This window comes from Sphingobacterium chuzhouense (assembly GCF_014692525.1).
Lineage (GTDB): Bacteria > Bacteroidota > Bacteroidia > Sphingobacteriales > Sphingobacteriaceae > Sphingobacterium > Sphingobacterium chuzhouense.
The window spans coordinates 376,637-389,311 of record NZ_JACNYL010000003.1; the positions used below are offsets into that span (position 1 = coordinate 376,637).

The window sequence follows — 12,675 nt, forward strand, 5'->3', positions numbered from 1 at the left end:
TGCGATATATATCTATAAAAGTATTATTTTACTATTTTTGTGAATGTAAAATCCAAACCGTATATAAACAATAATTAGAAGAGCAATATGCCTAGAGTAAAATGTCCAAAATGCAATAGAGATGAGACCGTATTAAGATCTGGTTTTGTCCGAGGTTTACAACGCTATGTATGCAAGTTTTGTAATTTTCACTTTACACTCGTCAAGAAAAGGCAAAAAAACAACGCCTCTGCCTTTCGAAAACACCAAACGACTATTCTAGATATCGCAAAAGCAGTCGGTATGTCTGCTTCAACGGTGTCTCGGGCATTGAAGAATCACGGTGATATCAGTGAGGCCACAAAGAGTTTAATTAAGCAAGTTTCTATCGAAATGGATTATCAACCTAATCCACTCGCACGCAGCCTGTACAGTCGAGAGACGCAAACCATTGGAATTATAATACCGGATCTGGAGAATCCCTTTTTCGCAAAAGTACTCAGTGGTATCCAACATGCTGCTTCGACAGCCGGTTATAAAGTGATGATTTGCCAATCCAATGAATCACACAAAACAGAGGTTGCTAATTTGCAAACAATGATGCAAAATTGGCTCGATGGAATATTGGTGTGCCACACCAAAGAGACAAAATCTTTTGAACACATAAAATTACAACTTAACAAGGGAATCCCTATCATCCATTTTGATCGCATATGTGAGGAAATCGACACGTCGAGAGTACTACTCGACAATGAAAATGGAGCAGAACAAATTACAGACCATCTCATCGATCAAGGATGCCTTAATATTGCGGTGCTTGCAGGACCGAAACACTTATATATCACAAAAAAACGTCTGGAGGGCTATTTTAAGTCACTTCAAAAAAATAATATTCCGACTACTCCCTCACTCATTGCTTACACTGACTTCACTAAAGTTTCCATTTTGCAAACGGTAGATCTCTGGCTTTCGTCAGAAAATCCTCCTGACGCTATTTTTTGCATCTCAGACAACAGTGCGATTATTACAATGATGTATCTAAAAAAGAAAAATATTAAGGTTCCGCAAGAGATTTGTGTGGCTGGTTTTGGAAACGATTATACTGGAGAAATAATTGAACCAGCACTAACTTCTTATGACCCCTATGCGTTCAAAATAGGTCAATCGGCAGTGGAGTTGTTCTTTGATCAAGTCATTTCGGGCGACAGAGCCGCAACAAAAACGAAAACGGTGATAGGCAAACTTTTAATTCGGGATTCTTCTTTAAGAAAAAAATAGCATCATGACGGACGTGAAAATATCAGCATTTGGCAGTATTCGTGATCAAAAAATAAATCTATATACACTTTTTAATAGGCACGGACATGCGGTTTCTATTACGAATTATGGGGCAACGATTACGAGCTGGCACGTACCGGACCGATACGGAAAATGGTCTTCTATCGTCATCGGATTCGATAACATAATTGACTATTTAAATTGCACATTCTATCCTGGAGCAACAATCGGTCGATATTCCAACTTTATAGCCGATGCGAAATTTTCGTTAGATGGCCAAAATTATAGCTTGAGTAAAAATCATGAGAACCACCATCTACACGGCGGTAACTGTGGATTTGATAAAAAAATATGGAAACTAGAGCAGCTAGATCGCGCTACAGCTTCTATTACCTTTTATCATCTAAGTCCCGATGGGGACGAGGGGTATCCTGGTAATGTGAAAGTTTGGGTAACATATAGTTTGGGAGATGACAACTCATTATCAATTAAATATAGGGCACAAACGGATAAGCCTACCGTATTGAGTTTAACGAACCACACTTATTTTAATTTAGTTGCTAATAAAGACGCAATGCTTGAGCATTCCCTGACGGTTTTAGCAAATACATACACGCCAACAGATAGGAAAATCCCAACTGGCGAGCTATCTGATGTCCACAATACTCCTTACGATTTTAGAGAACACCGACCTATAAAAGCTCTTATCGATAAGGTCGAAGTTTATAATGTTAACTACGTAATACAGAAAAATTTGTCAGAAAAGTTAGCTTTAGCAGCAACTCTCTCTCATCATTCCAGTGGAAGAACATTGAAGGCCTACACAACTATGCCTGGGTTACAGCTTTACGTCAACAATGGCGGAATATGCCTGGAAACACAACACTTTCCTAATGCACCTAACCATACGTTCTTTCCTTCCCCTATCCTACTTCCGGGTCAAGAATATCAACATATTACAAGGTACGTCGTTTCCTAATCCGGAGGCATGATAAGATTCTTATTGATTTCTTTGTAGAGATAATAATTTAGCAATAGACGTACCCTATTCCAATACGACGTTTCCGATTATATATCATCTTCCATTGAAAGATTCGTTAAATCGTATTCTTTTTCAAATATACTAGAAAGAACACAATGAAATAAGCTATTGCTTCGTGTAACTGCGCAGCATATCTGGGTATATCATCAATCTTTCTGAATATAAATGCCCACGGTTTATCAGAAACATGACCAATCATTTAAGTTTACTAAACGAATAAAAGCACAACCTAGTGGTGCGACAACTCCCATTAAATCAAGCATTCTGATAAACTTAATTTTATACTTTCTGGAATATAACAGCAAAGCCAAAATAAGGCCAATGGTACCGCTGTGACTTGCAAGTCCGGCATATCCTGTAAAGTTATATTTACCGTCGCCATCTTGCTGTACCGGTAGGACACCATGCATTACCTAATACCAAATCGGCGCAAACGGATTTTCATTTTGCATGGAGTGTAAATATTGGATATATTAGTGAGGCATTTTATAAAATAACACAACCATTACATGTATACATTCTCTCAGCGTTTTTCAGACTATATCAAAAGGCCACAGACAAGAAAAGATATGCCAATATACCTATTAGATGTTGTCGATATACTCGACGCACAAAGCACGCAGGCAAAAGATATCGATCTCATACTCGGTAAACATGATATCCAAGGGTTTGACCGTATAAAGGTAGAAACTATTGACCTGCTGCTTGCCTATGCGAACTATATCCTGGAAGACAGTGTCATTACCGATGAAGAAGCGTATGATTTCGCCGCGTTAAAAATGACTTTCAGGATTAAAGAGGGTGATTTCTTACAGCTTCGCAGCTTTGAGGTAAGAGAAATCTTAAGAAAAGAATTTATACGTATATATTCTGATAATTTTGTAGATAAGAAAGAAGATCTTGAAAAAGTAAATCTGCAGGCTCTGTTCGACCTGAGCTACGATCAATTTGAAGAGATAAAGAAAGACGAAGTTATCAATGCATTGTTAAATGGGGCCAATCCAACGGATTTAAGTATTACCAAACTTCCAAAGGGTTTTAAAGTGGTATAATTGATTAAGGGAGGGATAAGATTTATGCATAGTTAATAACTCAAAAAATGTTTATCACAAGACTTTTGGGTTCTCCATTGAAGGTCATGGCCTTTCTGACCACCGCTGTGGGACTGTTGGCAATTTTTACTTTTAGCTATTTTTTCTTTCTAGGTATTTACCTCTTGGGCATAGGATTGTTGTTGTATATCATCAACTTCGCCCTATCGAAGTTGTTAAAGAACCGGAGAGTATATGGAGTTGGTCAGACTGTGTTAACCCTAATTTATTTGGTTTTAGTATTTGTCTTCTACATGCGGCGGCAAGAACACAACTACATCATATTGCCGAAAGATTTTGACGGGCAGTCTGGTATCATTTTCGGTATCGAGGGCTACCCCGAACTGCCCAAAAAAAGATTTTGGAAGAGAACCATCACGCTGCCCGAAAGCGGTATTCTGATCACTTCAACAAAATTTGAAGACATTCCCCATATGGTTCGCTTTGCGTCTGCCGATTCTCCAGCGCCAGTCTATCCTAGCGTGAGATGGGATCCAAATGTAACAGTAGACTGTATCGTTTGCGATAATAAAATTGAAGCATGGAGCTTCTCAAAGGGAAAAGAAGACGATTCAAATCTGAAAGATCTAATGGTTTCATTCTGCAATGATATTGCTGAAGGAAAGGAAAAAAGCTTTTATAAAAGTGGATACTCATCTATTTTACAAGACGCTAAAGGTAATTATCTATGGCTTATGAATCGAGGATTATCTACGCTACCTGAGGGGATTGGGAAATTATCCGTCTACAAAGCTATCTTGACCGACAACAATTTTACAAGTATCCCGGAACAGATTTTCGAGATAAAGGGATTAGAAGATCTTGTGCTTGTCGTAAACCCTATCACAGAATTTCCTTGCGAGCTCCCAAGACTACATTCCTTAAAGAGCGTATCTTTCGCAGAAACGGGTATAACGAAGATCCCGTGCGACCTATCGAAGATGGATAGTTTGGCACATTTTGATTTATCTAGAAACGATTTGACTACGTTTCCAGAGAAGATCAAAACAATTCCTAGTCTAAAATGGCTTTCGTTGCAGAATAATAAACTAGCCGACATTACCTTCATTGACGAGTGCTTGCAAAAGCTGGGAACATTATATTTATATAGCAATGTTATCAAAAGCTTAACCCAGGAAACGAAGTTTCTGGGAAACGTTAGGGAGTTGCTAATCTTCGACAACGAGATTGACAGCATTCCAGACAATATAGCTGATTTAAAAAATCTTGAAAAATTGGAGATATGGAATAATCCTATTACATATATCTCCCCTAAAATAGCGACGTTGACCGGCTTACGGAGTTTGCGATTGGACGACGATTCTTTAGCTGAACATGATAAAGAAAACTTGAGAAAATGGTTGCCAAATTGTACTATTTTCTTTCAAACAAGAGGTAAAAAAATACTGTCGGTTGATTCTGAAAAAGATCGGCCCATTTGATATCGTGTAAAACACCGTTTCAATCATCTCCTCTCCCTACTCCTAAAATATCTCTCGGTCTCCTTGTCCATAAAGTAAACATAGCATGCCATTATACCACGACCAAGGAGGATACGATATGTATTCTTAACCAACTGTAGAAAGTCAGGTCCTTTGACTTGGCTATCGTGGGAGTTCTCGGGAAAACCCTCCCATTCCCCGGTATCGGGATTGTACTTGAGATCGGTACGAAGATCACTCCTCCATAGTCGAATTCAAAACCTTGAGCAGTATAGATACGGCCTACCTGATCAATGCCTGCATCGTCATAAGCCCAGTATCGCGATTTAGGGATACCACGGCGCGTACCTTGATTCTTTTCGTTTGAATTCCACGGGCGGATATAATCACCCACAACAACATCTTTGTGCAGTTCCCCATCGGCATCGGCTTCCTTCGTCCACGGCCAACAGAAACCTGTCATTACGCGGTCGGTATAATCTTCTTTAATCTTTTCCTAACTCTTCTAATAACTCTTCTCTTAAAATTATTCCTTCACCTCTCTTTTCTTTGTTACAGCACGCTTTTTTTAATGGTTATGCTTTGTTCTTCTAATAATTTCTCTCTTAAATCTCTCTTAATATTTTAATTTCTCTTAAGAGACCACTTTGGTTTAGTATAATGCAGAGCTATCATCCATCCATTCGGGCAGTTTATTCCACAACAGTTCGTCTACCTCTTTTCTTTCCAAACTATTGTGTTCTTTAATAGTCTTTTCAATAAGATCAAGATAATAATTCTTGTCAAAACCTTATTCTTGGAATACCTAGCCTTCTGCCATGCGCTGAATCGAGAAATATTGTTTTATAAGAGATTTTTGGTAGTTTTATAAAGTACAGTTATCTATAAAAGAACTAAAACAATTGACTAATGAAAACAGACGACGTTCTCGAAAATATCGACTCTGAAGATATTGATGATCTGCTGACAGAGATTGAAAAGTCATTCGAAATTTTCTTTACGGATGCAGAACTATCATCCATTACGACCTTCGGACAGCTATGTGACTTGGTTATGGAGAAAATTAAACTTGAAAACGTTGACGGCTGCACCACACAACAAGCGTTTTACAAACTCCGTAACGCCATCTCCGTTACATTAGAGATAGATCAAAAATCGATATCAACAGACCTTCCATTAACAGTAATCTTACCACATAAGGAGAGGCGACATAGGACTAAGAAACTAGAAAGATATTTGGGGTTTAAATTAAATGTACTGAGCCCTCCTGATTGGTTGATCACGACACTCATGATTGTATTCGTTGCTTCCGTAGGTTGGCTATTTATGGATGCTTTTATAGGAACATTGGGTATTTTGCTTGCATGTTCGGGATTCTGGTTTGCTCAAAAAGTGGGAAAAGAACTCCGTGTAGAAACGGTTGGACAACTTGCGAAAAAAATAACGAAGGAAAACTATGTTAAATCACGTAGGAATCCGAAGACTTACAATAAAAATGAGGTAGTCAATCTCCTTATAGGGATTTTTAGTGAGAACTTCGGATTGGACAAAAGTAAGTTAACAAGAGAGGCAAGACTTTTTTAATTATATAGATGCTGCCAGAACGTCATCTTGGTATCGCCTACTTATTAACTGACCAAAAAGAAAAAGCACGTGATACTTTTTTGATTTTAGGGGACGAAAGCAATTTCGATGTCAGAAATTTCTTACGATTTTATTGCAATAATTAGTCTAGAAACATCGGTGAGCCAATTACTAACTAAAGGAACTTGTGCATTTGCCCGTTGATTTGGCATAGCGTATCTGCGTTTTCTCACGAATACGATGCGCCTCGTCCATCAACAGGACATCAACTGAATTTGGCATTACATCATCGTAAGATAAGAAGCACTTACGCAACGTCTCTATTTCTCCCCAAAACTTTTTAACTCTTTGTTGATCTCATCCAACAGTTGCTCTTCAGTAGGTAAATACAGCTTATATTGACTGGCAATAATCTGTCTCTGCCCTGCAGGTAAAGTAAATTTCACCATAGCATCGTTTTTATTTGCGCAGAGCAAAATACCAACAGTTGGGTTCTCTCGCGAAAGTTTCTCTATGCGATCGTAATAATTAACATACATCTGCAATTGGCCAATATCTTGATGCGTCAACTTATGAGTTTTAATCTCGACAATTACAAAAGACTGTAACAAACGATTATACAGCACTAAATCAACAAAAAAATCATCACCCTCGATATGGATTCTTTTCTGCCGCGCCACAAAGGAAAAACCATTCCCCAATTCCAATAAAAATTCTTGTAAGTGAGCGATAATGGCACCTTCCAGATCTTTTTCATAGTATGATGCTTCTCTTTTTAATCCTAAAAACTCCAAATACATCGGGTCTTTAATAATCTCTTTAGCATCAGACGGAAGCTTCTCATTTTTAGCTACTGACAGGATATTTTCTTTATCATTGCTTACTAACAAGCGCTCGTATAGGTTGCTGTATATTTGTCTTTCTAACTGCCTTGAAGTCCAATTATTCTTTATTGTTTCTGCTATATAAAAATCTCGTTGTTCTTCATTATCAACACTTAATAGTAACTTATACTGTGTCCAACTTAATTGCGTCCGCAGTGCGGACGCAATTGGAAATACACGATAAAACTGTCTGTATCGTTCTAATTGACGAGGAGAAAAACCACTACCAAATTCCGGTTGTAATTGTTCGGAAAGCAACTTAATAAGGTAAGTTCCGTAATTGGCCCTCTCTTTCCCCTCTTGTTCTTCTTCAAAAATACGCTTCCCAATGTGCCAATACATCAATGTACGTTGATGATCAACGGCGCGGATGGCCTTATCCTTTGACTGGACTATGATATTCTTGATATCTGTAATAATAGATTGGTTTATAATCATGTTAATCGGTTTTACTGTATAAATTATAATCACTTCAAAGTTATAAAACAGAAATCAATAATACTAATTTTTTTAGCAAAAAATAATGTTGCACCAAATGGTTGCTTTTAAACAATAATTCTATATTTGTTAACAGGATACTTCTTATCTTTCGTCACCTCGCTAAGTTCGGTTTTACTTTTGTGTGGGATGATCGGAATATTTGATGGGACAATCGGCTTTAAAATTGCAAAGAGGTTAAAACCATACGCAGGAAAGGTAAATTATGATGAAATTAAACATGATTATTCCGTCGTACTAATAATTTTCTTCTTAGCTATAATAGTAGGAGCGCTGGGTTATGCTTGCGCCTTTTTAGTCGGTTTAGAATAAGTAACTTTACGCCATGGACACAAGCCTATCCCCTATTATTACAGCCGAGGAGCTTCTACATATAAGAAGCAGCGAAAATCTGGTGATCATCGATGCATCAAACGCCAAAGATGCCTATGCAGACTTTAAACGGGAACATTTAGATAAAGCGGTATTCGTAGATGTGCATACACAGCTCGCATCCGTACAGCAAGACGTTTCCCACGGAGGAAGGCATCCGCTACCTAGTATAGCGACGTTCATAACGGTACTGGATAACCTCGGTATATATAAAGATGCTCATGTTGTGGTATATGATCACGCAGCCGGAGCAAATGCTGCTGCGAGGTTTTGGTGGATGCTCAAAGCGATAGGTCATCAAAAAATACAGGTATTGAGTGGTGGATTTGAATACGCTGAAAGTAAAGGCTTCCCCATTTCGAAGGGAGAATATGTTTCTCCAAGAGGAACAGACTATACGCTTGATAGGAATTGGACGCTCCCCACGGTTGATATCCATGAGGTAGAAAGGGCATCTGCCGACGACGGGTATACGATTATTGATGTGCGCGAAGAAAACCGGTACCAAGGGATACACGAACCTATTGATTTGGTTGCCGGACATATTCCATCAGCGATCAATCTTCCATTCTCACTGAATCTGGACGAGAACGGTCTGTTTCTCGACGCCAACCACCTAAAAGATGTCTACCGAACCGCATTGGAGGGACGCGACCTGGAGAAGACAATCGTACATTGTGGCTCGGGTGTGACAGCTTGCCACACGATACTTGCCATGCATCTCGCTGGTCTATCGATCCCCAAGCTATACGTAGGATCATGGAGTGAATGGAGCCGTAATAATAAGCCGATAGATGGGAAGAGAAGTTTAGACCCATTGTAAAGATGTGCGGACACAAAAGTATAATTGAACGGGAAAATATAGCTAAATCCAAATAAATTTAACAATCCACAACATGGAAACATTATTTAAAACAGGGGAAACAAGTCGTGGAATCTATTTAAGTTATTTTGAAAATTATTCATTAGACCAGCTTAACAAAATCCCAAATGGTTTCAATAATAATCTTATCTGGAACATTGGGCATATAATTGTAACACGACAAAAAATTGATTTATAGCGGCTCTTGAATCAAAAATAAGTTTTGACGGCAAACCGGAATTGCTCCATAAATATTTCCTTGAAAACACTGATGTTGTTCTGCTCATAAAAGATCAGCATCGCTTTTTTGTATTCGACGGAATCAATCGTCCTAAAGGAAATCGGGCAATACTTATTGGCAATCAGAATGGCATTGCTGACAATTCGCGCTGTTCGTTTGTTTCCATCATTGAATGCCTGAATGTAGGATAACAACACCAATGCCAACAGGGATTGTTCAAATATATTCTTCCTGTTATTGATTAGGTGGCACATATCTTCAAGGGCCTCCCTTATCTGGTGTTCGTTGTCCAAAGGCTTGTAATTTGTACCGGAAATACCTACCCGACGTTGCCTGATATTGCGTTCAACTGGAAGATCCTTGACCAAAATGCTATGAATATCTTCTATTCTTGCTATGGTTAAGGGTATAACGTAATCGGGATTACCAATGATGAAGTTCAATGCTTCTTTATGATTTAAGAGCATAGTGGCATCGTCTTTCGGTTTTCCAGCAGCAGTTTCCTTATCCTTTAGCAGACGTTCTGTTTCCAGCAAGGAATAGGTATTTCCCTCGATCTGTGATGATTTCCAGCTCAAATCGATGGCAAGCCTTTCCATTTCCTTATTGTACACATCCTGGCTCATGTGTGCTACGTTTCGTCGAAATTCGTCCTGCAATTGCTGTAAATTGCTTGCTTCATCTACAGTAAAAATATCAGCGTTGGCCAGCACTTCCCTGATCAACTGAAAATTAAATACGCCCTGTATATCGCGTTCGTCAATCTCTTTTTCAAAATAGGCGTCCATATCAATGTATCTTAACAGTTGATTGGCTGGACTTACCCAATAACGGGTTGCACGGCGTTGTCCCTCGGATATGATCTGACCGCTTTCCAATAAGTTAGCAATAACCCGCTTTACGGTTGCATAAGATCCTTTGCCGATACCTTTGTGGATTTCAGGAGATGAACTCGATGGATTCTCCTGTAGGAATTTAATAATGTCGTTACCTATCTCTGCCATGATGAAGCTCATTATATGCTTTTATAAGCTCAAAGTTACGTATAAATGAGCTTATTTGTTATTTTTTTTGAGCCTATATATTAATAATGAGCTCTTTTCTTAAATATTATAAGCTCAAATAATCCATTTTGTGAGCTTAAATAGTGCAAGCGGTGAGCCTATAAGCTCATGCTACAAACTTATGCTGCATCAACCATCTAGTCTAGCATGAGATTGTTATGTCGGTTTTTAATCAACAGAGATTAAGACGGGGTGCCTTTGGCTTTTTCTACGGGATATTTCTCGTTGTTGCGCTTGATCTTGTCTTCGATGATCTGCTGGATATCGAGTCCATGCTTGTCGGCCAGCAACAGGGCGTACATCAGCACATCCGCCAGTTCTTCTTTTAACTTTTCGGGATGGGCTTCTTCGTTGCCTTTCCAGAGGAATAGTTCCAGCAGCTCGGAGGCTTCTATACTGAGGGCTACGGCGAGGTCTTTGTAATTATGGAACTGCTGCCAGTCGCGGGCATCGCGAAAGTCCCTGATCTGCTGCAAGAGTTGTTCGATATCTATCATGGTGTGCTTCAAAAACGGCTTGATGCTAAATTTACGAATTTTGTGGGAGTTTCATTTACTCTTTCTTTATACTTGGTTCGCTATTTATTCGCAAGTTGTTCGGAAGTGTACCGGGATTTTACCGGGGAAGTACCGAGGATTTACCGTGTTGCGTACGGTAAATTCTCGGTAAACACTCGGTAAATCCTCGTTGAATGGGCGAACAAGGTGCGAATAGTGTCCGAATACTGTTTAAGTAATGTTCGAAGAAAGGACGATCTGACAAAGTGAATAAGGACACAAAGGAACAGATGATTTACGAGCCTCAGGTTTATCAGGCTTGGTTTCAGAGCCTACAGGCAGAGATTGAGCGGCGAAAGGCGATGGGAAGGTAATTTTGGGTGAAAGCTGTTCGCTTGTTGGATGGGTAGTGTAAATTGACAGTTCAATTTACACTACCAAACATTGACTCTGAATAATTAGCTTATCCAGAACCCTACATTTTTACAGCTATTGTTCTTTTAATTTAAGTTCCTTCATTTTATACTAATGATTTCAGCGCTTGGGTAGTAGTCCATATAGAAGTAAAAACACAAAACTGTTCGTTAACTTTTTGCTAAAATTACTAGATGCTTATTGTTTTATAACGCCGTATTTTATTCATTTAACATTTGATATATTTCCCAACCAAACAAAACCGCGCCACCTGTTACTACGACCGCTCCATTTAGTCCCGGAATCAAAAGAGCGGCACCCAAAATAACTTGTCCCCCGTCTGTCCAATTCCATTTTCTTTCACTATACATACAGCCCCGAGGAAAATTCTTTTGTCTTCAAGGTAAACTATATCCGTTGGAAATACCCTATTGGCGACCGTTACTATTATTATTTCCTGAACAGCCATAAGGCGGAGGTAGCTAAGCTGTTGAGCAGCTTTAATAATAACGCGATCGATTTTCACCACTCTGTATATGTGGAGTCTTCTTTTTTTAACGGTTTTGAGATGTCCGATATGATGTTATCCGGTGAGGGAAACTTATTCAGCGAGAAGCAACAGCAAGTGGTATACACTATTCATAATAATATCAGTATAGTTCTTCAAACTCCATGGCTCGATAGAGTAGTATTCGACCCTGCAGCTTTCAGCTTGGCATGCACCAAAAATTTATTCATATGCTCAAATATTTTTTTGTTTAGAGGCCTTGTTCTATTTCGGTTGTCCTATACACTGATTAGTTCAAGGTTAAATCTACGAATTTCAAATATATGGCAATATAGGAAGTTTACATGCAATCGTATTTTAAAGTAATTACGAATACAGCGTATCCGCAATCAGGAACACATTACTACGCTCTGTTTTCTATTACGGCGTTAAATAGGTAAAAATGGCATCTATACCAACAAGTAACGAAATAAATAAAAAGATGACAATCAATGTGCAGCCAATCTCGCTAAACCGATCTTTCCAAGTCTCCTTGGTTGTAGTTGTCACCAAATCCTTACTTAACTGAGGAGATTCAACATGGAACAAGCAGATTTCTGAATCTTTATCAATCCACGCACTCCCATCGGGAATCAAAGCTATCTTTTCAAATGCGTTGTCCTTTTCCTGATCTTCCAGATCTTTAGAGGCGCATAATAATTGATAGGCAAACATCTTCAATCCTTCCTTATTAGCTTTAATAAAATATTTATCCTCTCTGGATTCGCTGGAATCATAGAAGATGCCGAAACGACAGATATCGATAGCACTGTACAATGCTAAGGCTTCTTTCAGAGAATCTAGTGTTTCTTTATTCATAGTTGGTTATTTCTTGGCAATATACATTGTAAAAATAGGGAAATGAGTATTAATAATTCCG

The 12,675-nt window shown here is 38.7% G+C and carries 15 protein-coding genes; 7 read left to right on the forward strand and 8 right to left on the reverse strand.

What is annotated here, in order from left to right; genetic code table 11:
* Positions 1-87 precede the first annotated feature (87 nt).
* Together H8B21_RS13635 and H8B21_RS13640 are read left to right on the forward strand one after the other, a co-directional pair.
* The gene (locus tag H8B21_RS13635) at positions 88-1,257 is read left to right on the forward strand and encodes a LacI family DNA-binding transcriptional regulator (protein WP_190314327.1); all 1,170 of its coding nucleotides are present in this window, start codon (positions 88-90) and stop codon (positions 1,255-1,257) included.
* A gap of 4 nt (positions 1,258-1,261) precedes the next feature.
* Positions 1,262-2,236 (forward strand): aldose epimerase family protein, encoded by a 975-nt coding sequence (locus tag H8B21_RS13640; protein ID WP_190314328.1) that lies wholly within the window; start codon positions 1,262-1,264, stop codon positions 2,234-2,236.
* A gap of 242 nt (positions 2,237-2,478) precedes the next feature.
* On the opposite strand, the gene H8B21_RS13645 is transcribed toward H8B21_RS13640, so the two are convergent.
* Positions 2,479-2,709 carry a prolipoprotein diacylglyceryl transferase family protein gene (locus H8B21_RS13645; protein WP_223815028.1) on the reverse strand — a complete coding sequence of 77 codons (231 nt, stop codon included), beginning with the start codon at positions 2,707-2,709 and terminating at the stop codon, positions 2,479-2,481.
* 99 nt (positions 2,710-2,808) lie between these two features.
* Between H8B21_RS13645 and H8B21_RS13650 the strand changes: the two genes are divergently transcribed.
* Entirely contained in the window at positions 2,809-3,351 is a 543-nt protein-coding gene (locus tag H8B21_RS13650; RefSeq protein WP_223815029.1) for a hypothetical protein, read from the forward strand.
* A 47-nt stretch (positions 3,352-3,398) separates the two neighbouring features.
* Positions 3,399-4,832: a leucine-rich repeat domain-containing protein gene (locus H8B21_RS13655; protein ID WP_190314330.1), complete on the forward strand. Its 1,434-nt coding sequence runs from the start codon at positions 3,399-3,401 to the stop codon at positions 4,830-4,832.
* 23 nt (positions 4,833-4,855) lie between these two features.
* On the opposite strand, the gene H8B21_RS20905 is transcribed toward H8B21_RS13655, so the two are convergent.
* Both H8B21_RS20905 and H8B21_RS13660 read right to left on the reverse strand, forming a co-directional pair.
* Positions 4,856-4,966: a hypothetical protein gene (locus tag H8B21_RS20905; protein ID WP_380907261.1), complete on the reverse strand. Its 111-nt coding sequence runs from the start codon at positions 4,964-4,966 to the stop codon at positions 4,856-4,858.
* Positions 4,924-5,322 carry a DNA/RNA helicase domain-containing protein gene (locus tag H8B21_RS13660; protein ID WP_317170404.1) on the reverse strand — a complete coding sequence of 133 codons (399 nt, stop codon included), beginning with the start codon at positions 5,320-5,322 and terminating at the stop codon, positions 4,924-4,926. The genes H8B21_RS20905 and H8B21_RS13660 overlap by 43 nt, the downstream gene beginning before the upstream one ends.
* 419 nt (positions 5,323-5,741) lie before the next feature.
* Between H8B21_RS13660 and H8B21_RS13665 the strand changes: the two genes are divergently transcribed.
* Complete coding sequence (locus H8B21_RS13665; RefSeq protein WP_190314332.1) at positions 5,742-6,416, forward strand: acyl carrier protein; 675 nt, start codon at positions 5,742-5,744, stop codon at positions 6,414-6,416.
* A gap of 320 nt (positions 6,417-6,736) precedes the next feature.
* Here H8B21_RS13665 and H8B21_RS13670 read toward each other — a convergent pair whose 3' ends face one another.
* Positions 6,737-7,738, reverse strand: coding sequence for a PDDEXK nuclease domain-containing protein (locus H8B21_RS13670; RefSeq protein WP_190314333.1), 1,002 nt, complete (start codon positions 7,736-7,738; stop codon positions 6,737-6,739).
* Positions 7,739-8,123: 385 nt separating this feature from the next.
* On the opposite strand from H8B21_RS13670, the gene H8B21_RS13675 reads away from it, so the two are divergent.
* Positions 8,124-8,993 carry a sulfurtransferase gene (locus H8B21_RS13675; protein ID WP_190314334.1) on the forward strand — a complete coding sequence of 290 codons (870 nt, stop codon included), beginning with the start codon at positions 8,124-8,126 and terminating at the stop codon, positions 8,991-8,993.
* A 73-nt stretch (positions 8,994-9,066) separates the two neighbouring features.
* On the forward strand, positions 9,067-9,231 hold the full coding sequence (locus H8B21_RS13680; protein ID WP_190314335.1) for a DinB family protein: 165 nt from the start codon (positions 9,067-9,069) through the stop codon (positions 9,229-9,231).
* Positions 9,232-9,242: 11 nt separating this feature from the next.
* Here H8B21_RS13680 and H8B21_RS13685 read toward each other — a convergent pair whose 3' ends face one another.
* The 4 genes from H8B21_RS13685 to H8B21_RS13700 all read right to left on the reverse strand — a co-directional run bounded on the left by H8B21_RS13685 (position 9,243) and on the right by H8B21_RS13700 (position 12,614).
* Positions 9,243-10,277: a Fic family protein gene (locus H8B21_RS13685; protein ID WP_190314336.1), complete on the reverse strand. Its 1,035-nt coding sequence runs from the start codon at positions 10,275-10,277 to the stop codon at positions 9,243-9,245.
* A 242-nt stretch (positions 10,278-10,519) separates the two neighbouring features.
* Positions 10,520-10,834 (reverse strand): nucleotide pyrophosphohydrolase, encoded by a 315-nt coding sequence (locus H8B21_RS13690; protein WP_190314337.1) that lies wholly within the window; start codon positions 10,832-10,834, stop codon positions 10,520-10,522.
* A 635-nt stretch (positions 10,835-11,469) separates the two neighbouring features.
* On the reverse strand, positions 11,470-11,619 hold the full coding sequence (locus H8B21_RS13695) for a hypothetical protein (protein ID WP_190314338.1): 150 nt from the start codon (positions 11,617-11,619) through the stop codon (positions 11,470-11,472).
* 557 nt (positions 11,620-12,176) lie between these two features.
* Positions 12,177-12,614 carry a hypothetical protein gene (locus tag H8B21_RS13700; protein ID WP_190314339.1) on the reverse strand — a complete coding sequence of 146 codons (438 nt, stop codon included), beginning with the start codon at positions 12,612-12,614 and terminating at the stop codon, positions 12,177-12,179.
* Positions 12,615-12,675 lie beyond the last annotated feature (61 nt).